Genomic DNA, 26,084 nt, shown 5'->3' with positions numbered 1-26,084 from the left:
ATATCACCTCCCATCCCCGGAGGGTGGTCAATCTTCCTCGAACTTGCGCTCGATCAGGTCCCCGATGGCGGCGAGCGCGGCGTCCGCGTCCGTGCCTTCCGCATTGACGGAAATGACGGAGCCGTGGCCTGCGGCCAGCATCATCAGGCCCATGATGCTCTTGCCATCGACCTCTTCGCCGTCTTTTTCCACGAAAATATCGGATTGGAAGCGGTTCGCTGTTTTGACGAACTGGGCTGCGGGCCGCGCGTGGATGCCGAGTTTGTTGAGGATCGTGAAGTCTTTTTTGGCCATGGAATGGTAGCTGTCGCCGGGGCACTCTAGGAAGCGGATGCGGGGCATCCAAGGCAAAAGTTACCCCCTCGGAATCCGCCAGTGCCGGAGCGGAACCGGAGGCACACGCCCGTCACGCCTTGTGCGTGCTGTCGATGTAGGCGATGATGGTGGGGATGGCTTCCTCCAGCACCCGTGCGGTTTCCATGTAGGCGGCATTGCCCATGCCGATGGGGTCCGGGACGTCGATGTGGCCGCCTTTTTCCGGAATGCCGGCGAATTCACGGACGAGGTGGAACTTGTCCGAATACTCCGGGAAACGCGCCTCCAGGGTCTGGAGGTGGCTGCGCGTCATGGCGAAAACATGGGTGGCCTCCTCCAGGATGGCCTTCGACACCAGACGGCTGCCGAACTTGCCGAGATCCGCGCCGCGCTTTTTCAGGATCATGACCGTCTCCGGACTGGCGGGTGTGCCCTTCGATGCGGAGACACCGGCGGAGCTGACGGCGTAGTCACCGCGCCCGGCGGCCGCCTTCCGGAACAGACCCTCCGCCATGGGGCTGCGGCAGGTATTGCCGGTGCAGACGAAGAGCACGTGTTTCGGAGCAGACATCGCGGCGGAGGATGCCTCCAAGCCGCCACGCCGTCAAATGGCAATGCCGCGTGCTTGCGCCGCGGGGTGATCCATGTATGATATGGTTCCGTGGAGGAAGTCTGTTACCAGATCGGCAAGCGGCTGCGCGAGGCCCGGGAGGCGGCGGACCTGGAGGTGGATGACGTCGTGTTCCGCACCCGCATCCCCCGCAGCGTGGTGGAGGCGCTGGAAGCGGAGGATTTCTCCGTCTTCACCAGCCCCACGTATGCGAAAAGTTTCCTCCGCCAGTACAGCGAATACCTGAAGGTGGATGCCGAACCTTGGCTGAACGCGCTGGAACCCGCCTCCTATGTGAGCGGGGAGGCCTGGCAGCCGATGTTCTCCGGAGGCGAGCCGGTCCTGCCGGCGGCGAAACGCCCGGTGAAGGATCCACGCAAGAAGGAACAGAAGCAGGAATCCGGCGGCAACCAATGGTCCGCGGCTTGGCTCATGGTGCTGACCATCGGTCTGATCATCGGCGCGGTGAAGGGCTACCATTTCCTGGAGGAGAAATTCGGCCATGAGGAACCACCGCAAAAGGCGGAGGTCCGGGAGGACGGCATCCCCGCAGCTCCGGCGGAAGAGCTGGAACCACGTCCGCAGGTGCCGGTTTCCACCTCCGCCCCCGGTCAACCCGATGTTTCCCACACCACCGCCGGAGTCCCCCACGAAGAACCCCAGAGGAATCCACCGCGCGCGCTGATCATCCGGGAGTGAGGAGTGTCCTCCCTCCTTACTTCCAGCCGGAGATGAGTTTCAGGAACGGCTTCAGATAGCGCTGCGCCTTTCCGGCACCGATGCCGGGGACCTGCATGGCCTGCTCCGCATCGGCGGGGCGGTAGCGTGCCAGCCCCTCCAGCGCCTTGTTGCTGAAGACGACGTAGGGCGGCACATCCTCGTTTTTGGCGATGCGCGCGCGCAGGTCGCGCAGCATGGCATACAGCCCGCCGTCGAAGCCGTGGTCCTTCAGGTTGACCTGCTTTCCGCCCGCATCCGCGTCCGGCCAGCGGAGGGTGTAGGCACGCTCGCCGCGCATGACCTTTTCCCCGGCGGGGGTCAGGGTCATCAGCGGATACTCCCCGGTGACGGTGACAACCAGACCGGCATCCGACAGGGAGCGGGTGAGCGCGTTCACATAGCCAGCCCCCTTGTCCTTGAGCGCGCCATAGGTGCTGAGTTCATCCAGCTTCGCGGAGAGGATTTCCTGGGACTTGCTGCCCGCCAACATCTGGACGATGCGGCCGCGGCCGAACTTCGCCTCCCAACCGCCCGGGATCCGGCGTGACATGCGGGCGACGCCGCTGAGCGCCTTCCGGACAATGAGCGCCTCCTCCTCCGTGGGTGGCCGTGCGGTGCCCGCGCCGCCTTCCCGGCAGATGTCACAGGTGCCGCAGGTGCTGCCGTCGTCCTCGCCGAAGTAGGTCAGGATCCACTGCTGGCGGCAGATGCGGGAGTAGCTCATCTCCACCATCGCCTTCAGCTTCTCCCGGTCGCGGCGGTCCTTTTCCTCGATGGAGTTCTCATCCAGTTCCAGTTGGCGGGTGAGGGTGTGCGGCTTCAGCAGGCGGGTGCCGCGCACGCGCTTGCCGGGGATGTCGAACCGCTCGATGTAGCCGGCGCGGGCCAAGGTGGAGAGCGCGCTGCCCACGGACATGGGGTTCTTCACCTCCGCCCCCTCCGCGATCTCGTCCAGGGTACGGTGCACCTCGTAGTCGCGGTCCGCCTCATTGAGGAGGTATTGGTAGATGGAGCGGATGACCGCGACGGTGGGGTTCGCCCCCTCGATGAAAAACTCCTGCGTGCGGGTGTCCGCGTAGTTGAACAGCATCTCGCAGTAGGCGCTTTCACCGTCCCGCCCGGCGCGCCCGGCCTCCTGGTAGTAGGCCTCCACGCTTCCGGGGATCTCATAATGGACGACGAAGCGGACATCAGCCCGGTCGATGCCCATGCCGAAGGCGTTGGTCGCCACGGCCACATCCGCCTTGCGCGTGATGAAAAGATCCTGCGCCCTTTCCCGCTCCTGGTCGCTCATGCCGCCGTGATAGGCGATGCATTTCACGCCCCAGCTCGCCAGCGTCTCGGACACGCTGTCCACCTTCTTGCGCGTGGCGCAGTAAACGATGCCCGTCTTGTGCGCGGCGATGACGTTGCGCATGCGCTCGTCCTTGTTCGCCGCCTTGTCCACGGCGGTGATGTTCAGGGAAAGGTTCGGCCGGGAGAATCCGCTGACCTGCTCGAACGCGTCGCGGAGCTGCAGGACGTTGCGGATGTCCTCCCGCACGACGGGGGTAGCCGTGGCGGTGAGGGCCACGCACTGCGGCCAGCCGATCTTCTCCAGCGCCTTCCCCAGCCGCAGGTAGTCCGGGCGGAAGTCATGGCCCCACTGGCTGAGGCAGTGCGCCTCATCCACCGCGAAAAGCGACACCTCCACCCCGCGCAGCGCGTTGAGGAAGCTCTCCGCGCGGAAACGCTCCGGAGCCACATAGACCAGCTTGTATTTCCCGGTCCGCATGCCATCCAGCCGCTCCTTCTGCTCCTCCCAGTTGAGGGTGGAGTTGATCATGGTCGCCGCGATGCCGCGAGCCACCAGCGCGTCCACCTGGTCCTTCATCAGCGCGATGAGCGGGGAAACGACAAGCGTGACACCGTGGAAACACAGCGCGGGAAGCTGGTAGCAGAGGGATTTTCCCCCGCCGGTGGGCATAACCACCAGACCGTCACCACCGGAAACGATCCGCGACACCACCTCCTCCTGCCCCTCCAGGAACTTGGAAAAGCCGAAGTACTGTTGCAACGCCTGGTGCGGCGTCATCACGAGCGGCTTGGTTCCGGCTGGGGGCGAAGGCATCTTGAATCTGCGCAAATGAACAATACATCCCGCACGGGGGTCAACCCCGGGAGGGAATTTTGTTCGGCTGGGACCGCGACTGGGACCGCGGAATTCATTCCGCCCCGGGGAATCCAGCCAGCGAAGCCAAGCGGAATAAATTCCGCGGTCCCAGCGGGTTCATCCGATTCTGCTCGCTGGTCAATCATTGAATCCATAGCCTGCGGGCGATGCAGGTATCTCCCAAATTCTCCAAATGAACGTTCTGCCGCGAATCCGGCGACAACGGCACGCGATCCGCTGGAGGGCCGGTTCCGTCATCATTTCATGAAACTCACCCACGAAGACCTGCGAGGCACCTGGATCGTCGAAGGAAGCGAAATCGACCACCTGGGGCCGGGGAGTGAGATCTATCATTTCCAGCCGCCGGACACCTTCATCTATGAAATCCCGCCGTCCACCCGGCGCATCCGTTACCGCTACCAGCTCACGGAGGATGGGTTCACGTATGGCCGGAAAGGCGCGCCAAAGTCTCCCGTGACCGCCTGGCTGGAGGCCGGCTACCTGATCCTCCGCCCACCCCACCTGCGGGAGACGTGGAGCAGGCGGGCGTGACGCGGGCATGTCCCAGTGATCCGGTTTTTTGCACGATGATGTTGCAAGGAGCTATCACCCGCAGATCCACACCAACGCAACTGCAAGGAAAACAGCCATGGCCCGGCTTCTGCGATAGCAGAATCAACCAACCCCACACCACCATGCTACACTGGACACTCGTATTCCTTGTCGTCGCCCTCATCGCCGCAGTCCTCGGATTCAGCGGTATCGCTGGCGCGGCCGCCAACATCGCCTATATCCTGTTCGCGGTGTTCCTGATCCTCTGGATCGTTTCCCTGGTCATGCGGGGGGCGCGCCGTTGATTGAATCCTAACATTGGACGTCCGGCACCGGATGGGCATATTCAGCGTATGCCCTTCGTGCCGAAGCCACACAGCGCCCTCCTCATCGTAGGCCACGGTTCCACCGAGAACCCGGACTCCTCGACCCCGTATTTCGAACATGCGGATGAGATCCGGAAACGCGGCCTCTTCGCGGAGGTGCACTGCTGCTTCTGGAAAGAGGAGCCATCCATGCGGGAGGCCCTCCACATGATCGATGCGGAGGAAATCTACATCGTCCCCGACTTCATCAGCGAGGGCTATTTCACCCAGGACATCATTCCTCGTGAGTTCGGCCTGACCGGACCGACCACCCGGGTGGACGGAAAGACGCTGCACTATACCCTGCCGGTGGGCGTGCATCCGTCGATGACCGGGCTGATCCTCCGCCGTGCGCGGGAAGTCGCTCCGGACGCCGCGCCTGCGGAGACCACCCTCATCATCACCGGCCACGGCACCGGCCTGAACCAGAACTCCACCAAGGCCATCCGCGACCAGGTGGAGCAGATCATTTCCTCCGGCGCGGGCTACCACAAAGTGACGGATGCCTTCATGGAGGAGCCGCCATTCATCGCGGAGTGGGACGCCATGTCCCCCACGGAAAATGTGGTGGTCGTTCCTTTCTTCATCTCCGACGGCCTCCATTCGTATCAGGACATCCCCGTGCTGCTGGGCATGGAGAGCGAGGTCGGGGCCGCCGCCAGCCAGCGGGAGGTCTTCCGCCACAACCCACACCACCTGCGGGGAAAGACGCTCTACTACTCCTCCGCCATCGGCACCGAACGCCTGATCGCAGATGTCATCCTCGACCAGATCCAGGACTTCGATGAAACCCACCGGCCCGAGCCTCCGGCGGCGGCGACGAAAAAGGAAACTGTCACGGATTTCCTCAGCCAGGCCATCGCCGGGGGCGTCCACCGCATCGGTGAAATCGAGATTCTCCGGGTTGGTGACGGATTCACCCTCAGCCACCATGAGGATGCGGCGGCGGCAGGCTCCGCGGGCGGCGGCGGACTGGATGTCCACCACGGACCGGACGCGGCCCGGGACCTTTCCACCTACTCGGAGGAGGGTGAATACCGCTTCAACAAGGCGCAGCCGGATCTCCGCCGGGGCTGGGCGATGAATCTTTCTTCCGTGGCGGACCTGCGGCTCGCTCTGGACCAGTTCTACCCCGCGGCTGTCGGCGTGTGGAAGGCCTTCCGCGAGGGCCGCCTGCAGGTCCAGCACCTGCGGGAAAAGCTGGAGCGCCAGACCGGTATGTACCGCAGCGCGCGATTCATCACCACGGAAGGGGCGCAGGCAACAGTGGCCGCCATCTATGGCCCCGGGAAGCAGTGCTCCCAGCGCATCCTCTGGCAGATCGACGCGGAAACGCCCGTCGCGGACGCGGGAGCCCGCGATTTCAACGGCATCACCGACGGCCTGCCGGAGGCAGAGGCCATCCCGTTGATCTCCGCGGAGCCGTGCAACCATCTGGTCTCCGAATGCCGCAAGGTCTCCAAGGCGGAATATGATGCGAAGACGGCCGCTGCCAGCGGAACCTGATCCGCCCGCTCTAACAGAACGGTTACGATTTCCGCCCGCGTTTCCACCCGGATGCTTTTTCCGATAAAGAATCCGTGACCGGGCCGTTCAGGTGCCGTCAAATCCACCGAACACCAGCCACCTCCCATGCTCCGTCCGCTCCTGATCCTCAGCTCGCTAGCCCCCCTGCTCCACGCCGCCGAACCTACCGGGAAACCGGAGGTGGTCCTCAACACGCCCGGCCTGGTCGCGTTCTGGGACTTTTCCGAAAAGGAAGGTGAGCCGCGCGTGTCGAAGGGCACGGAGCAGAAGCACGCGCTGCTGGAATCCCCGCACGCCGTCCCCCGCGTGGAGGGCGGGCCGTATTCCGGCTTCTCCACGAAGCTGGATGGCAGCCACTTCCTCCGCGTGCCGCGCGCGCAGATCGGCAACCTGGACATCCATGGCAAGGACGCGCAGGTCACCCTGTTCACCGTCATCCGGGTGGATGACATGAAGAAGGGCGTCACCGTCGCGGGCATCTGGAGCGAGGGCAAGGGAGCGAACGACGACGGCGGCACGCGCCAGTATTCCCTGCTGCTGAACATGGGCATGTACGGCGGACCGAAGCGCCTGGTGCCGCACATTTCCTCCGAAGGCGGCGTGACGCGCCGTGCGGACGGAAGCGCCTTCCCATGGTGCGCGGACTATGCCGTGAACCAATCGGAGATCCCCGTGGGCAAGTGGGTCACGCTCGGCTCCACCTATGACGGGAAATACGTCCGCGCCTACTTCAACGGCGTGATGGAACCGCGCGGGCTGGATCCGGTGAAGGACCGCCGCAACGACCCCTACTTCATCAAGGAAGGCCCTGACGGCAAGGACCGCGGCATGAACCCCTACTACCACGGCCGTGGTATCTTCACCTATGATGCGGAGAAGCATGCCGCCACCAAGCCGGACGGAGCCGCCGACTTCACCGTGGGCGCGTGCTACGCCGTCGGCCACAAGGTGGGCAACCCCCTCATCGGCTTGGTCGGTGGAATCGCGGTCTTCAACCGCGCGCTCACGGATGAGGAGATGAAGGCGCTCCATGATTCCGCGAACATCGGCGCGCTGGCGGAGTAAAGTTCATGGCGGCGGAGGCCCTTTCCACGTCTCCTGCCTCTGGAATGCGGTCACCGCTCCTGATGCGGTCTTGCCCCCTCCCCCGGCGGCGTCCACGCTCCGGCACCATGGAATCCGTCAGCCACATCCCGCTCCTGCGCCAGGGGCCTGATGGCTCCCAGCCCGCGACCGATGTGCTCGCGGTGGAGGAGCCTCTGGAACTGCGGCTGGACGGCCATCCCATTTCCGTGCTGATGCGGACGCCCGGTCATGACGGTGAACTGGCCGCCGGGTTCCTGGTCACGGAGGGCATCGTCCATGCGATGGCACAGGTCCGGAAGATCGAGCCACGGCGGGATGAGAACCGCGTGCTGGTGTTTCTGGAGGACGGGGTGCGGGTGGATCTGGCACGGCTCACCCGCCATCTGTTCACCGGGTCCTCCTGCGGCCTGTGCGGGAAGGCGACGCTCGATGCCATCCTCACGCACTCACCTCCCATTTTCCCACCGGTGGAAATCACGGACGAGGCGCTGCTTTCCGCGCCGGAAAAAATGAGGGCGGAGCAATCCATCTTCGACACGACCGGCGGGCTGCACGCGGCGGGCCTGTTTTCCCGCACCGGGGAGCTGTTGGTTTCCCGCGAGGACATTGGCAGGCACAACGCGGTGGACAAGGTGATCGGCAGGGCGTTCCTCGATGGCATGGATCTAGGGGAAACCTTCCTGCTGGTGTCCGGCAGGGCATCGTTCGAGATCATGCAGAAGGCGCTCGCGGCCAGGATCCCGCTGGTGGCCGCGGTTTCCGCGCCCAGTTCGCTGGCGGTGGAGTTCGCGAAGGAATCGGGCCAGGGGCTGATCGGATTTCTCAGGCCGCCGGGGTTCAACCGGTATGCGTGAGTAAGGAGGGAGGACACTCTTGTCCTCCGGCGGCATTGGGAACCCGAAACAAAAGCATCCCGAATTGATCCACTCCTCCTTACCTCGCCATTGCAGCCGGTGGACAAGAGTGTCCACCCTCCTCACTGATATCGATCTCCACGGACTTGCTGGTCGGCGTGCCGCTGCCCTCGGCCTGGCTGCCGATGGGGACGAGCACGTTCGCTTCGGGGAAATAGGCGGCGGCGCTGCCGCGGGGCATCTCATAGGGCAGGGCGACGAATCCACGCGCGGTGCGCGTGCCGCCTTCCCAATGGCTGGTGATGTCCACGGGGGTGCCGGGCTTGATACCGCGTTCCACCAGATCCTCCGGGTTCACCAGGATGATGCGTCGCGCATCGGAGATGCCGCGGTAGCGGTCGTCCGGGCCATAGACGGTGGTGTTGAACTGGTCATGGCTGCGGAGGGTTTGGAGGACCAGACGACCCGGGGCGGGCTCGAAGATCCCGATGGGTCCGCTGGCAAATACGGCTTTCCTTTCCGGAGTATCCCACTGGCGTTCCTTCGCGGCGTTCGGCAGATAAAAGCCGCCGGGATGGGAGACGCGGTCGTTGTAGTTTTCAAAACCGGGCACCACCCTCTCGATGAGATCGCGGATGCGGTCGTAGTCTTCCGCCAGCCATTTCCACGGCACCGGACTGCCATTCCGGTGATACTCCTCCGCGAGCCGGGCGACGATGGCCACTTCGCTGAGCAGGTCGGGCGACGCGGGGGAAAGCACGCCCTGCGACATCTGGACGACACCCATGGAGTTCTCACACGTGACGAAATGGTCGATTCCGTCCCTCTCGCTGCGGCCGAGGCATGGCAGGATGAGCGCGGTCTTTCCGGTGACCAAGTGGCTGCGGTTCAGCTTGGTGGAAACATGGCAGGTCAGCTCGCAGTTGCGCAGGGCCTCCGCGGTGTAGTCCGTGTCCGGGGAGGCCTGGAGGAAATTCCCGCCGAGCGCGAAGAATACCTTCGCCCGGCCATCGTGCATGGCGTGGATGGATGCCACCGTGTCGAAGCCGTGCTTGCGCGGTGAGGAAATGCCGCACTCCCGGTCGAGCGCTGCATGGAAGGCCTCCGGCATTTTCTCGAAGATGCCGACGGTGCGGTCCCCCTGCACGTTGCTGTGGCCGCGCACGGGGCATAGCCCCGCGCCGGGCCTGCCGATGGCCCCCAGCAGCAGGTGGACGTTGGTGATTTCCCGGATGGCGGCCACGGCGTTGCGGTGCTGGGTGAGGCCCATGGCCCAGCAGGTGATGACCTTGCGGGATTTTTTCACCAGCAGTTCCGCGAGCGAACGGATGGCGCTTTCCTCAACCCCGCTCATGCGGACGATCTCCTCCCAGCGGGTTTCCTCCACCGCGTTCCGGTAGGCGCCGAAGCCCTCCGTGTGGTCGCGGAGGAAAGAGGCGTCCAGCACGCCGGGGGAAAGCGTTTCCTCTTCCAGCAACGCCTTGGCGATGCCGCGGAAAAGGGCGAGATCCCCATTGATCCGGACCTGCAGGAACCGGGAGGCGAGCGGGGTGGAACGACCGAACAGGGCGCCCACATGCTGCGGATGGGCGAAGGCGACCAGGCCGGTCTCCCGCAGCGGGTTGATGGCCACGATCTCCGCGCCGCGCTTCACGGCCTCCTCCAGCGTGGTGAGCATGCGCGGGTGGTTCGTGCCCGGATTCTGCCCGGCGCAGAGGATGACATCCGCCTCCAGGAAGTCGTCCATGGTCACGGTCCCCTTCCCCACGCCGATGGATTGCTTCAGGGCCAGGCCGCTCGACTCGTGGCACATGTTGGAGCAGTCCGGCAGGTTGTTCGTCCCGTAGCTGCGGACGAAGAGCTGATAGAGGAACGCCGCCTCATTGCTGGCCCGCCCGGAGGTGTAGAAGATGGCCTCATCCGGCGAGCCGAGCTTCCGCAGGTGGGAGGCGATGATCCGGAACGCATCTTCCCAGGAAACGGGCTGATAGTGCTCCGCACCCGCGCGCAGGATCATCGGCTCCGCGATGCGGCCCTGCCGGTCGTGCCAGAGGTCCGTCTGTTCCTGCAGGTCGCGGACGGAGTGCTCCGCGAAAAATTTCCGGTCGGCCAGCTTCGAGGTGGCCTCAGAGGCGAGCGCCTTCGCCCCGTTTTCACAAAACTCCGCGATGGAGCGGTTCCCGTCCGGGTCCGGCCAGGCGCAGCTCGGGCAGTCGAAGCCGCCTTTCTGGTTCATCTCCAGCAGCCCGGCGGTTCCGCGCAGGAGGCCCGGACCCTCCATGATGAACTTCATGGAGGAAGTCACCGCCGGCAGCCCCGCCGCCCATTTTTTGGGCTTTTCCTGCACCGGCTGTTCCTCGTCGCTCATTCAGAAGAAACAACGGCGCGGAGATCGTTATTTCAAATGGAATCCGCTTTCCCTTTTTCTCCGGACCCATTCATCGTCCCCGCATGAACGCCGCCGCCGCAGGATACGCCATGCCACCCGAGTGGGCACCCCAGGAAGCCGTCTGGCTGTCTTGGCCGGTGGACGATCCGCGCCACTGGGGCGGAGCCAAAAAAGACCTGATGTGGTCGAAGTTCGCGGAGATCGCCGCGGGCATCTCCCGCTTCGAGCCGGTGCGGATCAACGCGCCGGGCGCGGACCATGCCGCCATCGCCGCCGCCTGCAACCGGGCCAGGGCCGTGCCGGAGCGCGTGGAGCTTTTCGACCACCCGCACAATGACGTCTGGTGCCGCGACCACGGCCCCATCTTCGTGAAACACCACGGAACCGGAGACACCGCCGTCACGGACTGGGGTTTCAACGCATGGGGTGGGAAATTCCCGCCATGGGATCTGGACGATGCCATCCCCTCCCGCGTCGCCTCGGCGCTGGGCAAGCGCGTGTTCAAACAGGACATGATCCTGGAAGGCGGCGCGATCGAGATCAACGGCGCGGGCCAGCTCCTCACCACGGAAGCGGTGCTGCTCAACCCGAACCGGAACCCGCACCTGGGCAAAGAGGAAATCGAGCAACGCCTGCGCGATGGACTCGGCATTTCGGAAATTTTGTGGCTGAAGCAGGGCATCGAGGGCGACGACACCGACGGCCACATCGACGACCTCGCCCGCTTCGTGGATGAGGAAACCATCCTCGCCTGCATCGACGTCTCCGGCACCACGGAGAACCGGAAGGTGCTGGCGGACAACCTCGGGCGGCTGCGGGACTTCCAGAGTCCTAAGAAGCGGCCGTTCGAGATCATCGAAATCCCGCTGCCGGAGGCCTGCGAAGTCCCCGGCTGGCGGCTGCCGGTGCTGCCCGCGTCCTATGTGAATTTCCTCATCGTGAACGGCGGCGTGCTGGTGCCGACCTTCCGCCAGGGCCGGAATGATGACCGCGCGCTGGGCATGATCCGCGAGCTGCTCCCGGGCCGCGAGGTGGTGGGCATCGACTGCCTCGATCTGGTCGAGGAAGGCGGGACACTGCACTGCATCTCCCAGCAGCAGCCGGCGTGAGGTAGCGGAAAGGCAAGGGAAGATATATCCGCCCATCCTGGGATTTCGGAATTACACGCTCCGGAAGATGCCAGTCTGAAGACCAGCGCTCCCAGCGTCACATGCGGAATCTTCCCCTATGAGGGATTCACGAAGCCGCCACGCAGCGGAATGCGATGAACATGGGGAACTCCTCCGCCGCTTTGTGCTCCGCCTTGCTGAAAGCGCCGCCACCCTGGGAACGGCGGTGGCTGTAGAGTTCCTCGCAGGCGGTGACGGCCAGCCCGCCCTTGCCCATGGCGGTGATGAGTTCTGACAGCGGGCGATGATAGAAAATGGTCTGCTCCGGACCACCTTTTCCCGGATGGGTGGCGATCTGGATCTCCAGCGGCGAGCCGTAGCTGTCCAGCCTGCGGAACTGGATCTTCTGGTCGTTGTCGAAGCCCCAGTGCGTCTTCTTCGGGATACGGAAGCACGGGTGCATGAAAACCAGCACGGCGTGGCCGCCGGGTTTCAGGGACTTCGCCACGTTGGTGAAGAGGCCGGTGATGTCCGGCACGTCATGGACGGCCATCAGGCAGGTGGCGGCATCATGGCTGCCGTCCGCCCATGCGCCCGGCTTGCAGGCGTCCGCGGTGCGGAAGGAAACATTCCTGGTCCTGCCGTGGCGACCCTCCGCCGCCTGGATGAGGCGCGGGCTGGCATCCACCCCGAGAAATTTCCCGACACCGGCATCCAGCAGTGGCTTCACCAGCACGCCCTGGCCGCAGCAAACGTCGATCACGCTTTCGCCGCCTTTCAGGTCCAGCATCCGCAGTGTGGCGGGCAGGATGACATTGCGGTGGTAATCGGAGCCGGTTTCACCGACCAGTTTGTCATACCATGCGGCGACGGGATCCCAGCCTTGGTCCTCTCCACCTTTTCCGCCGCCGTGCCGGGGCGGTTGCGCGCCAGCCTTCGCCGGTGGCCCGGGCTGCCGCTTCGGCTGGGAAAACGGCCCCTGCCCCTGCTGCGGGCGCTTTGAGGGCGGTTGGTTCCGGAAGGATCTGCGTGGCGGCTGAGGCATGCGGCGATGATGCGCATCCCGACCAAGACGGCAAGAGCCGGAACAACGACAGCCGTCCTTAAAATGGCAGCACCGACCTCCGCCGCGCCATCAGGATCATCCGCGGGCTGGTGTAGAAGCCCAGCTTGGAATAGAATGCCTCCGCCACATCATCGCGGGCGGTGAGCAGATAGACGCGCTGGTCTCCATGTTCCTCCACCCGTTCGGAAAGATACGCCATGAGCGCGGTGCCCACGCCCTGCCGCTGGAATCTGTGGTCCACACAGGCTTCCTGGAGGTAGTAGTGGTTCCCGCCGGGCCACGGCTGGGACACCCCCATTGCGAAACCGATGATCCCCTCCTCCTCCGCCACCACTCCGGAGAAACCTGGGGTCCCGGCCAACTGCGCCAGCCGGGCGAGCGCGGTTTCCCGCTCCCATGTCTCGTTCCATGGCGGCTGCGCGAACGTGGCCACGAAGAGATCCGTGCAGGCGTCGAGATCGCAGGGGAGGAAAGGACGGTGCGTGGGCATGGGAGATGCTCCTATCATGGTCGCGGCAGATTGGAAATCGACCTTGTTCTTTTGAAAGCTCCGGGCCTTGGTGGCCGTAGCATCCTGCGCCCATGAATCTTTCCAGCGAACGCCGACACACGATCTCCCGCCGACACTTTCTCCGTGGAGCAGGTGTCGCGCTCGGGCTGCCGTGGCTGGAGTCGATGAACGCGTGGGGCAGCACCGTGGCCGGTCAGCCCGGTGCCACCGTAGCCGCCGCGAAAGGCGCGCCACGCCGCTTCGCCGCCGTCTTCATGGGAAATGGAGTGAATCCCCACCACTGGGGCGCGACCAACGGCCCGAACGGGCTGGAGTTGATGAAGACGCTCAGCCCGCTGGAGGCGGTGAAGGACAAGCTTCTCGTTTTCAAGGGTCTCTGGAACCCCACCACCGTCGCCGGTCCGGGCGGCCACTATCCGAAGATGAACGTCCTTTCCGGCCTGACCGTGAAGCAGACGACGACGGACGTACAGGTGGGCACCACCATGGACCAGCTCATGGCCCGGGAACTGGGAAACCGCACTCCCATGCCCAGCATCGTGCTCGGCACGGAAGGGCCGAACTACGGGACGGACAGTGGCTTCACCTCCATCTACTCCGCCTACATCTCCTGGAGCAGCCCCACCACCCCGGCCCCGAAGGAAATCTTCCCCCAACAGGCGTTCGACCAGCTTTTCGACGACGGCAGCCAGCGCAAGCGCGACAAGGGCGTGCTGGACACCGTGCTTTCCGACGCCAATTCCCTGCGCGCCAAGGTGAGCCGCCGCGACGCCCAGAAGCTGGATGAGTATTTCACCTCCGTCCGGGAGATCGAGCAACGGATCGAACGCGCCGACCTCGCCAGCAAGATCGAGACGAACGGCGCGGGCTGGCAGCCGAGCGTGAAAGAGCCCACCTTCCCCCGCCCGGCCTCAGGCATTCCGGTGGATGTGCGGGAACACCTCCAGCTCCAACTGGACATCATGGTGCTGGCCTTCCAGATGGACCGCACCCGCATCGCCACCATGATGCTGAACAACGACCTTTCGCAGATGAACTTCGGCTTCCTGGGCAACATCAAGGGCGGCCAGCACGAACTCTCCCACCATGCCGGAAATCCGGAGCGCCTGGACATGTACCAGCGCGTGAACGAGTACCACATGGAGCTGCTCTGCGGCACGCTGCAGAAGATGGCGGCCACCAACGAGGGAGAACGCTCCCTGCTGGACAACAGCATGATCCTTTTCTGCTCCAGCTTGTGGGACGGCAACGCGCACGACTCCCGCCAGCTCCCCGTCCTGATGGCCGGCGGCGGCGGCGGCACCATCCGCGGCGGACGCATGCTGGACTACAGCAAGGATGAGAACCGCAAGCTCTGCCGACTGCACATGGCGGTGATGGAACGCATGGGCATGAAGACCCAGCAGTTCGGCGACGCGGACAGCGCGTTGACGGACCTGGGGTGAGTCCGGCCCTGCCGGCATTTCCAAGGCCAGACCCTGCCATTGAATGGGTTTGACCTTCCGCAAATCCTTGTTCATCTAAGGTATTGCGATGAAACCCACCCCCCGCTTCGCTTTCCGACCCACCTCTGGATTCTGCCTTGCAGTGATCGCCGCCTGTACAACCGGGGCCGGAGCCGTGACGATCTTCAGTTCGGATTTCACCAGCGATCCGTCGCCCAATTTCGTTCTCAGCAGCGGTGCCGCGCTGAACACCAACGGACCGGGAGGATCCCGCGCCATCGAGCTGGTGGACACTTCCGGTACTCTTGCCAGCACCGCCGTGCTGACACCCACGGTCGCCAACGGCGCACCGGCTTTCAACACCGCCCTTCCCGGGCAGGAGCTTCTCCGCCTCACGGCGGACTTCGCCGTGACCACCCTCACCGCCTCCGGCAGCAACGTCAACGTCCCCCGCATCATCCTGGGTGATCTCGCCGATCCGGCGAACCTCATCCATGTGGGGCTTGGCCGCACTTCCGGCGGCAACGTCATCCTCTACGCGGGCAAGGGGGACAGCTCCAATCCTTCCGACGGCGCGACCCGGGTGCTGCTCCACAACTATGGTTCCTACAATGGCGGGGATGTGGCGGCGAACGATACGAATGACGTCTATGTCACCCTGACGCTGACCTACTCCAGCGTGACAAACGCCATGACCATCACCGCGACCAACGGCGGGGTGAACGGCAGTGGAAGCCTCACGGGATTCAGCGGCTTCAACAACGACAACCTGACCCTTTCCTTCGTCTCCGGAACATCCGCCCAGACCACCGCCTATCTCGACAATGTGACACTGGAGACGCTGCCCATTCCGGAACCTGCCGCCGCGCTCCTCGGCTCCGTCGCCACGTTGGGACTGCTTCTCCGCAGACGCTGATCCGCGCTGGCACATCGCCTGCGAAAGGGGGTGCCATGCCGAACAAATCCAAAGACCAGGGAGCCTCCCACAATGAGGCCCAGCTCCCGCCGCAGCACCAGGATCTCCAGCCCGGTGAGCAGAGGCCGATGATGCCGCAGCCCGTGTCCCTCCAACCGGGCGCGCAGGGGAGCGGACGGCTCGATGGCAGGGTGGCCCTCATCACGGGCGGGGATTCCGGCATCGGCAGGGCCACCGCGCTGACTTTCGCGCGGGAAGGGGCGGACATCATGATCGTCTATCTGGAGGAGGACGACGACGCGAACGACACGGCCATGGAAATCCGCGCCATGGGCCGCCGCTGCGAGGTGGTGGCCACGGACATCGGCGTGGAGCGCAACTGCATTTCCGTCATCGGGGAAACCATCTCCCTCTTCGGAAAGCTGGACATCCTCATCAACAACGCCGCCGAGCAACATCCGAGAGAGTCCATCACCGACATCACGGAGCAGGATCTGACGGACACCTTCCGCACGAATGTCTTCTCCATGTTCTTCCTGACGAAGGCAGCCCTGCCCCACCTGCGGAAGTCCCCGGGGGCGTGCATCGTCAACACCACCTCCGTCACCGCCTACCGCGGCAGCCCGGGACTGGTGGATTACTCCGCCACGAAGGGGGCCATCGTTTCCTTCACCCGCTCGCTCGCCCAGCAGCTCGCGGAGGAGAAAATACGGGTGAACGCCGTCGCACCGGGCCCCATCTGGACGCCCCTCATCCCCGCGACCTTCCCGGAGGACAAGGTGGCCACCTTCGGCTCCGACTCCCCTCTTGGCAGGGTCGGCCAACCGTGGGAATGTGCGGAATGTTTCCTGTTCCTGGCGGCGGCTGACTCCTCCTACATGACCGGACAGGTGCTGCACCCGAACGGCGGGGAGATCATCAACGGGTGAATCTGTCGCCGGTGGGTATTGCATGACGCGGATCGCAATTCGCACGGCATTCCCAGCCCACCGCACGGACTTTCCCGCGCCATTGCGGGGTTTCAAACATGGCACGCCACGAGCGACTGACGCGCGGACATGATCGCCACAACGCCAATGAAATCCACTTCCCTGAAGCCGACCCGCAGCCGCCGGGCCGCAACCCCAACGGGCGGGCGCCATACCTACTCGAAAAACCCGATCATCAACCGCTTCCTCCAGCTCACCGTCGAGGAAGGCCAGTTCATCCGCAGCGTGTCCCTCTGCTACTGCACCAGCAGCTCCAGGCAGGTGGTTTTTTCGTTCGAGGACGGTTCCGACCAAAGGTTGCTTTCCGACCACGACTACAGCGCCTTCAACGACTGGTGGAAGGATGCGTGCGATTTCCTCAAGCGGCTCCGCGGCATCCACCTCAGCCCGGCTGCCTGATCCCGTCCCCGCGACTCCGGAATGAAGGATCTCTGGGATACCATCCGCCAGACGGGCACGGAGTTCTTTGACGACAATGTTCCCAGGCTCAGTGCCGCGCTGGCCTACTATTCGATCTTTTCACTGGCACCACTGCTGCTCATCGCCGTATCGATCGCCGGGATCTTCTTCGGCGACGATGCGGCGAGCGGCGTTCTGGACGACCAGTTGAAATCCCGCATGGGGGATGCCGCGGCGGCGACCGTGCAGGAGATGCTGGCCAACACGCGGAAGCCTGCGGACAACCTGCTGGCCACCCTGACCGGTCTGGTGCTGCTGGTCATCGGCGCGGGAGGTGTGTTCGGCCAGCTCCAGGACGCTCTCAACACCGTGTGGGGCATCTCGCCGAAACCGGGCCGCGGCCTGAAAGGCATCCTGAAGGACCGCTTCCTCTCGTTCTCGATGGTGCTGGGCATCGGCTTTCTCCTCCTCACCTCCCTGGCCCTGTCCGCCTTCCTCCAGGGTGCCAGCGATTTTGTCGCCCGTGTGCTGCCCCTGCATCCGCTGTTCTGGAGCGGACTGAGCGCCATCCTTTCCTTTCTGGTCATCACCACGCTGTTTGCGGCCATCCTGAAGATCCTGCCGGACGCGGAGATCGGCTGGCGGGACGTGGCGGAGGGTGCGGTTTTCACCTCGGTCCTGTTCTCCCTCGGCAAGTTCGCGCTGGGATGGTACCTCGGCAGGGAGGCCACCTCCTCCAGCTATGGCTCGGCGGGATCGCTCGTCCTGATCCTGCTGTGGGTCTATTACTCATCGACCATCCTGCTGCTGGGCGCGGAGTTCACCCAGGTGCATGCGAACCGGCGCGGGCGGCACATCCGCCCCTCGTCGGGAGCCGTCCGCACGGGCAAGTTCCCGCCGGAATGAGAGTGGCACGATGCCTGCGGAAAAAGCCGCATGGCCCGCGCAATCTGGAAAGGTTCCATCGCCTTCGGTCTGGTGAACATCCCCGTGGGACTCTCCACCGCGGAGGCCCGGCCGGACATCCAGCTCCACATGGTGGACAGCAAGAACCACGCCCGCATCCGCTATGAACGGGTGAACGCGGACTCCGGTGAGGAGGTTCCGTGGGACCGCATGGTGCGCGGCTATGAACATGACGACGGCAAGTTCATCCTGCTGACGGATGAGGATCTGGAGGCCGTTCAGCCGAAGCTGACCAGGACCATCGAGATCACCGACTTCGTCCCGCTCAAGGAGATCGATCCCCTGTTGTTCGACAAGCCCTACTACCTGGAGCCGGAGAAACGCGGGCGGAAGGCCTATGCCCTCCTGCGCGAGGCCCTCCGCAAATCCGGCAAGGCGGGCATCTCCCGCGTGGTGATCCGCACCCACGAGTATCTTTCCGCCATGTTCGTGCGGGATGAGGTGCTGGTGCTGATGCTGCTCCGTTTTCCCCAGGAAATCAAAGCCGCGTCAAAGCTCGACCTCCCCTCCTCCTCCGCGAAGGAGTTCCAACCGGGCAAGCGCGAGATGGAGCTGGCGGAAAAGCTCATCGGTGAGATGAGCGGCAGGTGGAAGCCGGACGACTACCATGACGAATACCGCGAGGCCTTGATGGATTTCATCGAACGGAAAATCAGCTCCGGCAAGTCCGTCGATGACGTGAAAGAAGGCGGCGGGGACGACGAAGAGGAGGAAGATGGAAAGGTGCTGAACCTGGCCGACTACCTCGAACGCAGCGTGAAATCCAAAGCCGCGCCCGGAAAGAAAGCCGTAGCGAAGAAGACCGCAAAAAAGGCAGCCGCCAAAAAGACCGCCGCGAAGAAGGCCACCAGCCATGCAAAAAAAGCCGCCAGCAAGAAAGCGAAGCGCAGCGCTTGAGAAATACCACGCGAAGCGGGATTTCACGAAGACCACCGAACCGGTCACCGGCAGGTCCTCCGCGGACAGGCGGATCTTCGTGGTGCAGGAGCACCACGCGCGGTCGCACCATTTCGACTTCAGGCTGGAGATGGACGGCACGCTGGCCAGTTGGGCGGTGCCGAAGGGCATCCCGGAGGACCCGGCGGACAAGCGCCTCGCGGTCCATGTCGAGGATCACCCGATCGACTACGCGGGCTTCGAGGGAGAGATCCCCGCCGGGAACTACGGCGCGGGTCACGTGGCGATCTGGGACCGCGGCACCTGGGAGCCGCTGGACAGGGACTGGAAGAAAGCCTACGCGAAGGGAAAACTGAAGTTCGCGCTGAATGGCGGGAAGCTCGGCGGTGCCTACGTGCTGGCCCGGATGAAAGAGGAACCGAACTGGCTGATGCGGAAGATCGAGGTGGACCATCTCCCCGTGCCGGAACTGGAGAAAGAGGTGGCGGGTTTCATCCCACCGCAACTGGCGAAGGTATTTCCCTCAGTGCCATCCGGAAAGGAGTGGCTGCATGAGATCAAGCTGGATGGCTACCGGCTCATCGCGGTGCGGAAGAGGGGCAAGGTCCGGCTTTTCACCCGTACCGGCCTCGACTGGACGGAGCGTTTCCCATCGACGGCAAAGCATCTGGAAAAACTGGAGGATGGGGACTTCATCCTCGATGGCGAGGCGGTGGTGTATGACAACAAGGGACGGACCCGTTTCGGGTTGTTGCAGGATGCTTTAAAGACTCCGGCGGAGAACGACATCATCTTCGTCGCCTTCGACATCCTGCACGAGGACGGGAAAAACCTCCGTCCCCTGCCCTTGGTGGAACGCCTCAAGCATCTGGCAGCGCTGATCCCATCCGACACCGGGCCGTTGCGGACCTCGAAGACATGGCCGGGGGCCGATGGTCCCGCCCTTTTCAAGGAAGCATGCAAGCTGGGGCTGGAGGGCATCATCAGCAAGAAGGCGAACGGCCGCTACCACGAGGGGCTGCGCAGGGACTGGGCGAAGTCGAAAAGCCGCCCGCGCCAGGAGTTCGTGATCTGCGGTTTCACCCCGCCGAAGAACTCCTGCCCCGCGTTCGGCGCGCTGGTGCTGGGCTCGTTCGATGGCGGGAAACTCATCCCCCGCGGCAAGGTCGGCACCGGCTTCACCGATGACAAACGCCGCGGGCTGCTGAAGCGCATGAAGACGCTGGCGAGCGACACAGCCCCCTTTCCTTTCGCGGAGAAGCACGTCACCTGGATCAAGCCGGAGCTGGTCGCGGAGGTGGAGTTCGCGGAACTGACCGCGGAGGGTTTCATCCGCCAGGGCAGTTTCATTTCCCTGCGCGAGGACAAGGCCGCGCGTGACGTGCATCTGGATGCGATCCAGAAAGCCACCGCGGACGCGGAGGATCTCATGGTCATGAACATCACCATCTCCCATCCCGAACGCGTGGTCTTTCCGGACGACGGCATCACGAAGCTGGAAGTCGCCCGATTCTACGAACGCGTCGGAGACCTGATGCTGCCCTATGTGAAGAACCGTCCGCTGGCGATCCTCCGTGCGCCGGATGGCATCGGCGGGAAGGTGTTTTTCCAGAAGAGCTTCAAGGCGCACGTGCCGGACCACGTGCACACCAAGACCCTGGAGGATGGCACGGAGATCTTTTACGTGAAGGATGTGAAGGGCATCATCTCGCTCGCGCAGTTCGGGATGATCGAGATCCATCCGTGGGGTGCGGCGTTCCCCAACCCCGACAAGCCGGACCAGCTCATCTGGGACCTGGACCCGGACAGCGCGGTGCCGTGGAAGGAGACGCTCGGTGCGGCCTTCCTGCTGCGGGATTTCCTCGCGGAGCGTGGGCTGGATACCGTCGTGAAAACCTCCGGCGGCAAAGGACTGCACGTCATCCTGCCGCTGAAGCGCGTACATGCCTGGGACGTGATGAAGCCGTTCTCGAAGGCGGTGGCCAGCGCCGTCGCGGGGTTCAACCCGAAGCGGTTCATCGTCACCGCAAGCAAGCAGAAACGGACTGGGAAAATCTACATCGACTGGCTGCGTAATGGAAAAGGAGCGACCTGTGTGGTGCCCTGGGGTCTGCGCGGCAGGGCGACCGCCCCGGTTTCCACTCCGGTGAACTGGGATGATCTCGCGGAGGTGGTGCAGACCGGCTTCCACATCAACGAGCCGTTCTCACTGCCGGAGGACTGGAAGAGCATCAAGCCGCAGTCGGTGACGAAGAAGGTGCTGGCGGAGTTCCAGAAGGGGTAGCGAACCTCGCGAGAGGTTCGGCAGGGAGGACTTCCACGAACTCACCGATCCCGCCACGTCTCTGATGCCATGCTTCCTTTTATGGCATCGTGGGACGGAGGTGAGTCCATCCCACCGAAGCTCTCACGAGCTTCGCTACGCTCACTTCGCGAACTTCACCCACTCGATGCCCTTCAAGGCATAGTTGAAATCATCCCCCTTCGGATTCCCTCCGATGGCGATGGCCTCGATCGCCGGGCGGTCCAGCTTGCCGTTGGAGTCATGCGGCGTGTAGTTCGCCCAACTGAATTCATCGAACAACATGACCACCCGGTGGGGCTTCCCGTCGGCAGGCACATCCGGCAGGCTGATGGACCAGGTGGCTCCGTTCGGTTCCTTGAGCATCGCGTGATAGGTGGCGGGCGTGGTGCCGGGGACGATGGTGAAGGCGATGCCGTCCCACGATTCATCCGGACGATCCGCGGCAGGCAATGGCAGCCATGGATACACCCAGCGGTCGCCGCCTTTCATCTTCGCCGCCACCTCCACCGTGCCGTCCTTCAGCGCGAAGCCGAGATCCGCCTTGGACGATGAGGGTTTCCAGTTCCCCTGCTCCTTCGCCGCGGCGATCTCTTTCCGCCCCAGCGGCGTCACGTCGCCCAGGGAGGTGTTGATGCGGACCACGGAGAAACAAGGATCCATCCCCGGCGCGGTCGCGGTGATCTTCACCAACATGGGCCGTGCCGGGATGGGCGCACCGCTCAGCTTCAGCGACAGCGTCCCGTCCCACCGCCCCAGAGAACCGATGGTGGCGGCGTTTCCGGAAAGCGTTCCGGAAAGCGCCGCATCCGCCTCCAGCGAGATGGAGACAGCGGCATCCCCTTTCCCGAAGTGATAGACGCGCAGCGGCACCTCCATCGTTTCCGTATTACGGAGGAACCATGAGGAGTTGTCGAGGCGCAGGCGGTCGGGCGGAAAGACGGTCTGGATGACCAGCGGGCTGCAGTCCTTGTTTTCCGTCACCGGAACCTTCGGCGCGGGTTTCACCGGAAGTTCCGCCGATGCGGGAAGGACGAGATAGACAGGCTCCTCACCCACCCGCTCCGGAACGGTCATCCCGCGCCCGAGGAAATCGTAAGCCTTCTCCGCCCCCAACGGCGGCAGTGCCGCACCCTCCCCTGACCACGCGGCAACGACCGTCTTCGGCTCGCCATCGATCCGGGCACTGAAAGCGTAGGCGCTGGCATCCCCCTCAAGTTTTCCCAGCGGCTTCGCCCCCGCCAGCAACCGGCCCGCCGCGGCGAGCGCCACGTAGTCCGCGCGCGGTGTGTTGTCCCCATTCAGCACCCCGAAAAGGATGCCGTTCTCCAGATAATGCGGCAGCACGAAGGTGAAGAACTGCTCCGGCCCTTCGTTCAGGCCGGTGACGAGGTTGGTCGTGAGGAAGCGGGCGCGGAGTTTCCGTTCATCATCGGAAAGTTCCACATCGCTCTTTTGCACCCCCTGCCGGAAATGGAAGTAGGACTCCGTGATCCAGACCGGCTTTCCGCCGGAGGCCTTCCTCATGGTTGCATACGCCTGCGGGATGCCACTACGGACATAGTGGTGGAAGTTGAAGGTGTCGAACGCGGAGGCATCGAGGTTCTCGATGAAGTTCATGATCACCCCGCTCTCGCGGTGTTCCGCGAAGACATTCTGCCCGACGACCGCGTCCGGATCCCCGGCGCGGATGCCGTGCCAGGCGGCCTTCTGGTAGGCCATCATCTCCGCACCGGTGTGGCTGCCGAAGTTGGACGTATCCCCCTCATTCCATGGCTCCCACGCCCGCACCTTGCCCTTCCAGCGGGCGGACATCGCCTTCAGGTAGTGGTAGGCGTCCCGCAGGTCGTCGGGGAAATGCTTCGCATCGCTTCCCGCCCACTTCGGCGTGCTATGGAAGACCTGCAGCACCTTCAGCCCATGTGATGAAAAGGCATCCACGCTGCGGTCGTACTTCGTCTCCGCGGCGAATTTCCCTTTTTCCGGCTCCGTCTCCGGCCAGCTCAGGCGATCCCGCACCCAGCCCACTCCCGCGAGCGCGGAGAGACTTGCCGCTTCCCGGAAACCGAACGGAGCGCCGTCCTTGTAAAACCACGCGGCGGCGGCATCGATGGCGATGGGCGTGTCATCCGGCACGGGTGCCTTCAGCGGTTCCAGCACGGCGAAGGTGGTGCGGGCTTTCCGTGCACCATCGTCCGCCAGTTGCCATATCTCATAGTAACCGACACCGGCCTTCCCCAGCTTCGCCTCGGCACCTATCCCTGCCGCGATCTCTTTCCCATCATAGTCGAAGCAGATCCATCCCCCCCTTTCGGCAGCCCCCGTCTTCACCACCACCTCCTGCCCGGCAAGGAACACATTTCCGGGATTTCCGGCCAGTGGCCGGGGCTGCGCCAAGGCGACGGAACTGACCGCCGCGAAGATGGGAAGGAGTCTGGAATTCACGGCGGCATCATACGGGATTCCGTCAGGAAATCCTACACTGGATGGAGTAAGGAGGGTGGACACTCTTGTCCACCGGCGGCATTGGCGAATCCTCAAAGATTCACCGCGAATACGCCAAGGACGCGAAGTTGGGAAATATATCACTCTAAGAGTCGCAGTCAGCCTCCTTGTCTTCGCTGAACGCTGAAAACTTCTCTTCCTTGGCTCGCCATTGCAGCCGGAGGACAGGAGTGTCCTCCCTCCCTTACAACCCCTTCCGGAACTGCAGCGGTGTGATGCCCAGATACCTGCGGAAATACTGCGTGAAGGAGCTCTGGTCACAGAACCCGCAGTCCGTGGCGATGGAGGAAATGGGGGCGTCGCTCTGCTTCAGCAGCTTGCACCCGGCCTGCACCCGTGTCTTGTGGATGAACTCCTGCGGGCTCATCTCGAAGACCTGCTGGAACTGCCTGCGGAACTGCCGCTCGCTCAGCCCGCACATCGCCGCCAGCGCGCCCATTGGCAGCCGTTCCGCATACGCCGTCTGGATGCGCTCCACCGCCTTGCTGATGCGTGCATTCGCGAGAAAAGTGCCGCGCTTTTCACCGAGGCTGTGCGTCGTCCCCATCACGCCCACCACGCTGCCATCCATGGCGTGGAGCGGGAACTTGTTCGTCGTGTACCAGTCGAGGATCCGGTTCTCATCGAACAACACCTCCACCCGCCCGAGCAGGGGCTTGCCTGTCGTCATCACCAGATGGTCGTCATCCACGATGCCCTTCGCGATGTGGGCGGGAAAGAAGTCGCGGTCATTCCGTCCGGTCAGCTCGTCCAGCGAGCGCAGGCCGTAGCGCCTGACCATCGCCGCGCTGGCGGAGATGATGTTGCCCGCCCGGTCCTTCGCAAAGAAGCACACGTTCGGCAGATGCCCCAGCAGGCTCATGAACTGCACGGTGGGATCAAAGGGAGCGTCGGTTTTCATGGAGAGATTCACCATATCAAGGAGCGGACGGATTTTATGCAGATCCGGCCATTTCGGTCCAAGAATTTACTCTCCCGGCCCTGATCGGATGCTGGAACCTTGCGCGGCCCGGGGGAACTCCGTATTACCCGTCTCCATGTCGTATTTCCCAGGCATTCCGAAAATCCAGTTCGAGGGTCCGTCCTCGAAGAACCCTTTCGCGTTCAAGCACTACAACCCGGACGAACTCGTCGAGGGCAAGACGATGCGGGACCACCTTCGTTTCGCAGCCGCCTACTGGCATGTCATGCGCAACGGCCTGGGCGACCCCTTCGGTGGCGGCACCGCGCTCATGCCATGGGACGACCAATCGGACTCCGTGGAGAACGCGATCAAGCGCGCGGATGTGTTCTTCGAGTTCCTCGACAAGATGGACATCGGCTACTACTGCTTCCACGACCGCGACATCGCTCCGGAGCTGAACAACCTGGCGAAGTCGAACGAGGCGCTGGATAAGGTCACCGACCACCTGCTCCAGCTCCAGCAGTCCACCGGGAAAAAACTCCTCTGGGGCACCGCCTGCCTTTTCTCCCACCCTCGCTACGCGCACGGCGCGGGCACTTCCCCGAACGCGGAAGTCTTCGCCTATGGTGCCGCGCAGGTGAAAGCCGCGCTCGACGCCACGCTGAAGCTCGGCGGTGAGGGCTACGTCTTCTGGGGCGGCCGGGAAGGCTACGCCACCCTGCTGAACACGGACATGAAGCGGGAGCTGGACCACCTGGCCGCACTGCTCCACCTTGCCGTGGACTATGCGAAAAAGATCGGCTTCACCGGCCAATTCTACATCGAGCCGAAGCCACGCGAACCCTCCACCCACCAGTATGACTCCGATGCGGCGGCGTGCCTGAACTTCCTCCGCGAATACGGCCTGATGGACCACCTCAAGCTGAACCTGGAGACGAACCACGCCACGCTGGCGGGCCACACCATGCTGCATGAGATGACCGTCGCGGCAGCCGCGGGCGCGCTCGGCTCCATCGACGCGAACCAGGGTGACGAACTCATCGGCTGGGACACCGACCAGTTCCCGACCGACATCTACCTGACCACCTCCATCATGCTGAAGCTGCTGGAAAGCGGCGGCTTCACCACCGGCGGCCTCAACTTCGACGCGAAGCGCCGCCGTGAATCCCACGAGCCGGAGGACCTCTTCCATGCCCACATCGGCGGCATGGACGCCTTCGCCCGCGGCCTGAAATCCGCCGCCGCCATCCGTGCGGACGGACGGCTGGAGGAGTTCGTCACGAAGCGTTACGCATCATGGAACGAAGGCATCGGCGCGAAGGTGGAGGGCAAGTCCATCAGCCTGGAGGAAATCTCCGCCCACGTCCTCGGACAACCGGAGCCGAAGCTGGCATCCGGCCGGCAGGAGATGCTGGAGAACCTCGTGAACGAGTTCATCTGATCCGCGGGATTTCCCCCCGGATTCCGGACTATGCGAGTGGCGGCGGTTGGAAGACCAGCCGCCA

At 63.9% G+C, this 26,084-nt stretch carries 23 protein-coding genes; 15 read left to right on the top strand and 8 right to left on the bottom strand.

Features of this window, described 5'->3' with window-relative positions; translation table 11 throughout:
• Window positions 1–27: 27 nt before the first annotated feature.
• Together KF712_18780 and KF712_18775 are read right to left on the bottom strand one after the other, a co-directional pair.
• Window positions 28–294, bottom strand: coding sequence for an HPr family phosphocarrier protein (locus tag KF712_18780; protein ID MBX3743037.1), 267 nt, complete (start codon window positions 292–294; stop codon window positions 28–30).
• A 112-nt stretch (window positions 295–406) separates the two neighbouring features.
• The gene (locus tag KF712_18775) at window positions 407–886 is read right to left on the bottom strand and encodes a low molecular weight protein arginine phosphatase (GenBank protein ID MBX3743036.1); all 480 of its coding nucleotides are present in this window, start codon (window positions 884–886) and stop codon (window positions 407–409) included.
• Window positions 887–976: 90 nt separating this feature from the next.
• Here KF712_18775 and KF712_18770 point away from each other — a divergent pair, with 90 nt between their 5' ends.
• A complete protein-coding gene (locus KF712_18770; GenBank protein ID MBX3743035.1) occupies window positions 977–1,624 on the top strand; it encodes a helix-turn-helix domain-containing protein in 648 nt (215 codons plus the stop codon).
• A 16-nt stretch (window positions 1,625–1,640) separates the two neighbouring features.
• Here the strand turns inward: KF712_18770 and KF712_18765 are convergent, their stop codons facing one another.
• Window positions 1,641–3,755 carry an ATP-dependent DNA helicase RecQ gene (locus tag KF712_18765; protein ID MBX3743034.1) on the bottom strand — a complete coding sequence of 705 codons (2,115 nt, stop codon included), beginning with the start codon at window positions 3,753–3,755 and terminating at the stop codon, window positions 1,641–1,643.
• 306 nt (window positions 3,756–4,061) lie between these two features.
• Here KF712_18765 and KF712_18760 point away from each other — a divergent pair, with 306 nt between their 5' ends.
• From KF712_18760 to fdhD, 5 genes are all read left to right on the top strand, one after another.
• Entirely contained in the window at window positions 4,062–4,349 is a 288-nt protein-coding gene (locus KF712_18760) for a hypothetical protein (GenBank protein ID MBX3743033.1), read from the top strand.
• A gap of 143 nt (window positions 4,350–4,492) precedes the next feature.
• Window positions 4,493–4,654, top strand: a complete 162-nt coding sequence (locus KF712_18755; GenBank protein ID MBX3743032.1) for a DUF1328 domain-containing protein — start codon at window positions 4,493–4,495, stop codon at window positions 4,652–4,654.
• 57 nt (window positions 4,655–4,711) lie between these two features.
• Window positions 4,712–6,220: a hypothetical protein gene (locus KF712_18750; protein ID MBX3743031.1), complete on the top strand. Its 1,509-nt coding sequence runs from the start codon at window positions 4,712–4,714 to the stop codon at window positions 6,218–6,220.
• A gap of 126 nt (window positions 6,221–6,346) precedes the next feature.
• Window positions 6,347–7,306 (top strand): hypothetical protein, encoded by a 960-nt coding sequence (locus KF712_18745; GenBank protein ID MBX3743030.1) that lies wholly within the window; start codon window positions 6,347–6,349, stop codon window positions 7,304–7,306.
• A gap of 107 nt (window positions 7,307–7,413) precedes the next feature.
• The gene (gene fdhD, locus KF712_18740; GenBank protein MBX3743029.1) at window positions 7,414–8,181 is read left to right on the top strand and encodes a formate dehydrogenase accessory sulfurtransferase FdhD; all 768 of its coding nucleotides are present in this window, start codon (window positions 7,414–7,416) and stop codon (window positions 8,179–8,181) included.
• Window positions 8,182–8,260: 79 nt separating this feature from the next.
• Here the strand turns inward: fdhD and KF712_18735 are convergent, their stop codons facing one another.
• Window positions 8,261–10,549, bottom strand: a complete 2,289-nt coding sequence (locus KF712_18735) for an FdhF/YdeP family oxidoreductase (protein ID MBX3743028.1) — start codon at window positions 10,547–10,549, stop codon at window positions 8,261–8,263.
• An 83-nt stretch (window positions 10,550–10,632) separates the two neighbouring features.
• Between KF712_18735 and KF712_18730 the strand changes: the two genes are divergently transcribed.
• Window positions 10,633–11,679 carry an agmatine deiminase family protein gene (locus KF712_18730; protein MBX3743027.1) on the top strand — a complete coding sequence of 349 codons (1,047 nt, stop codon included), beginning with the start codon at window positions 10,633–10,635 and terminating at the stop codon, window positions 11,677–11,679.
• Window positions 11,680–11,806: 127 nt separating this feature from the next.
• Here KF712_18730 and KF712_18725 read toward each other — a convergent pair whose 3' ends face one another.
• Together KF712_18725 and KF712_18720 are read right to left on the bottom strand one after the other, a co-directional pair.
• The gene (locus tag KF712_18725) at window positions 11,807–12,724 is read right to left on the bottom strand and encodes a methyltransferase domain-containing protein (protein MBX3743026.1); all 918 of its coding nucleotides are present in this window, start codon (window positions 12,722–12,724) and stop codon (window positions 11,807–11,809) included.
• Window positions 12,725–12,782: 58 nt separating this feature from the next.
• The gene (locus KF712_18720) at window positions 12,783–13,235 is read right to left on the bottom strand and encodes a GNAT family N-acetyltransferase (protein ID MBX3743025.1); all 453 of its coding nucleotides are present in this window, start codon (window positions 13,233–13,235) and stop codon (window positions 12,783–12,785) included.
• Window positions 13,236–13,327: 92 nt separating this feature from the next.
• Here KF712_18720 and KF712_18715 point away from each other — a divergent pair, with 92 nt between their 5' ends.
• From KF712_18715 to ligD, 7 genes are all read left to right on the top strand, one after another.
• Entirely contained in the window at window positions 13,328–14,701 is a 1,374-nt protein-coding gene (locus KF712_18715; protein MBX3743024.1) for a DUF1552 domain-containing protein, read from the top strand.
• A gap of 88 nt (window positions 14,702–14,789) precedes the next feature.
• Window positions 14,790–15,617 carry a hypothetical protein gene (locus KF712_18710; protein ID MBX3743023.1) on the top strand — a complete coding sequence of 276 codons (828 nt, stop codon included), beginning with the start codon at window positions 14,790–14,792 and terminating at the stop codon, window positions 15,615–15,617.
• 128 nt (window positions 15,618–15,745) lie between these two features.
• On the top strand, window positions 15,746–16,546 hold the full coding sequence (locus KF712_18705; protein ID MBX3743022.1) for an SDR family oxidoreductase: 801 nt from the start codon (window positions 15,746–15,748) through the stop codon (window positions 16,544–16,546).
• Between the two features lie 147 nt (window positions 16,547–16,693).
• Window positions 16,694–17,005, top strand: a complete 312-nt coding sequence (locus tag KF712_18700) for a hypothetical protein (GenBank protein ID MBX3743021.1) — start codon at window positions 16,694–16,696, stop codon at window positions 17,003–17,005.
• A gap of 21 nt (window positions 17,006–17,026) precedes the next feature.
• Complete coding sequence (locus tag KF712_18695) at window positions 17,027–17,911, top strand: YihY/virulence factor BrkB family protein (protein ID MBX3743020.1); 885 nt, start codon at window positions 17,027–17,029, stop codon at window positions 17,909–17,911.
• Window positions 17,912–17,941: 30 nt separating this feature from the next.
• Window positions 17,942–18,868, top strand: coding sequence for a Ku protein (locus tag KF712_18690; protein MBX3743019.1), 927 nt, complete (start codon window positions 17,942–17,944; stop codon window positions 18,866–18,868).
• On the top strand, window positions 18,825–21,152 hold the full coding sequence (ligD, locus tag KF712_18685) for a DNA ligase D (GenBank protein ID MBX3743018.1): 2,328 nt from the start codon (window positions 18,825–18,827) through the stop codon (window positions 21,150–21,152). Before KF712_18690 ends, ligD begins: the two co-directional genes overlap by 44 nt.
• A gap of 141 nt (window positions 21,153–21,293) precedes the next feature.
• Here ligD and KF712_18680 read toward each other — a convergent pair whose 3' ends face one another.
• Complete coding sequence (locus tag KF712_18680) at window positions 21,294–23,615, bottom strand: hypothetical protein (GenBank protein ID MBX3743017.1); 2,322 nt, start codon at window positions 23,613–23,615, stop codon at window positions 21,294–21,296.
• Between the two features lie 244 nt (window positions 23,616–23,859).
• A complete protein-coding gene (locus KF712_18675; protein ID MBX3743016.1) occupies window positions 23,860–24,576 on the bottom strand; it encodes an AraC family transcriptional regulator in 717 nt (238 codons plus the stop codon).
• Between the two features lie 136 nt (window positions 24,577–24,712).
• On the opposite strand from KF712_18675, the gene xylA reads away from it, so the two are divergent.
• Window positions 24,713–26,020 carry a xylose isomerase gene (gene xylA / locus KF712_18670; protein ID MBX3743015.1) on the top strand — a complete coding sequence of 436 codons (1,308 nt, stop codon included), beginning with the start codon at window positions 24,713–24,715 and terminating at the stop codon, window positions 26,018–26,020.
• Window positions 26,021–26,084 lie beyond the last annotated feature (64 nt).

This window comes from Akkermansiaceae bacterium, assembly GCA_019634595.1.
Classification (GTDB): domain Bacteria; phylum Verrucomicrobiota; class Verrucomicrobiia; order Verrucomicrobiales; family Akkermansiaceae; genus Luteolibacter.
Note: the sequence above shows the minus strand (reverse complement) of the source record. Positions and strands in the feature narration are given on the sequence as shown.

Bases quoted from the DNA above. Each gene is read 5' to 3' on its own strand.
- KF712_18765 (MBX3743034.1), bottom strand. From the start codon at position 3,755: ATGCCTTCGCCCCCAGCCGGAACCAAGCCGCTCGTGATGACGCCGCAC.
- KF712_18700 (MBX3743021.1), top strand. From the start codon at position 16,694: ATGAAATCCACTTCCCTGAAGCCGACCCGCAGCCGCCGGGCCGCAACC.
- fdhD (MBX3743029.1), top strand. From the start codon at position 7,414: ATGGAATCCGTCAGCCACATCCCGCTCCTGCGCCAGGGGCCTGATGGC.
- KF712_18710 (MBX3743023.1), top strand. From the start codon at position 14,790: ATGAAACCCACCCCCCGCTTCGCTTTCCGACCCACCTCTGGATTCTGC.
- KF712_18755 (MBX3743032.1), top strand. From the start codon at position 4,493: ATGCTACACTGGACACTCGTATTCCTTGTCGTCGCCCTCATCGCCGCA.
- KF712_18695 (MBX3743020.1), top strand. From the start codon at position 17,027: ATGAAGGATCTCTGGGATACCATCCGCCAGACGGGCACGGAGTTCTTT.
- KF712_18720 (MBX3743025.1), bottom strand. From the start codon at position 13,235: ATGCCCACGCACCGTCCTTTCCTCCCCTGCGATCTCGACGCCTGCACG.
- KF712_18775 (MBX3743036.1), bottom strand. From the start codon at position 886: ATGTCTGCTCCGAAACACGTGCTCTTCGTCTGCACCGGCAATACCTGC.
- KF712_18745 (MBX3743030.1), top strand. From the start codon at position 6,347: ATGCTCCGTCCGCTCCTGATCCTCAGCTCGCTAGCCCCCCTGCTCCAC.
- KF712_18715 (MBX3743024.1), top strand. From the start codon at position 13,328: ATGAATCTTTCCAGCGAACGCCGACACACGATCTCCCGCCGACACTTT.
- KF712_18705 (MBX3743022.1), top strand. From the start codon at position 15,746: ATGATGCCGCAGCCCGTGTCCCTCCAACCGGGCGCGCAGGGGAGCGGA.
- KF712_18760 (MBX3743033.1), top strand. From the start codon at position 4,062: ATGAAACTCACCCACGAAGACCTGCGAGGCACCTGGATCGTCGAAGGA.
- KF712_18690 (MBX3743019.1), top strand. From the start codon at position 17,942: ATGGCCCGCGCAATCTGGAAAGGTTCCATCGCCTTCGGTCTGGTGAAC.
- xylA (MBX3743015.1), top strand. From the start codon at position 24,713: ATGTCGTATTTCCCAGGCATTCCGAAAATCCAGTTCGAGGGTCCGTCC.
- KF712_18730 (MBX3743027.1), top strand. From the start codon at position 10,633: ATGAACGCCGCCGCCGCAGGATACGCCATGCCACCCGAGTGGGCACCC.
- KF712_18735 (MBX3743028.1), bottom strand. From the start codon at position 10,549: ATGAGCGACGAGGAACAGCCGGTGCAGGAAAAGCCCAAAAAATGGGCG.
- KF712_18780 (MBX3743037.1), bottom strand. From the start codon at position 294: ATGGCCAAAAAAGACTTCACGATCCTCAACAAACTCGGCATCCACGCG.
- KF712_18725 (MBX3743026.1), bottom strand. From the start codon at position 12,724: ATGCCTCAGCCGCCACGCAGATCCTTCCGGAACCAACCGCCCTCAAAG.
- KF712_18675 (MBX3743016.1), bottom strand. From the start codon at position 24,576: ATGAAAACCGACGCTCCCTTTGATCCCACCGTGCAGTTCATGAGCCTG.
- ligD (MBX3743018.1), top strand. From the start codon at position 18,825: ATGCAAAAAAAGCCGCCAGCAAGAAAGCGAAGCGCAGCGCTTGAGAAA.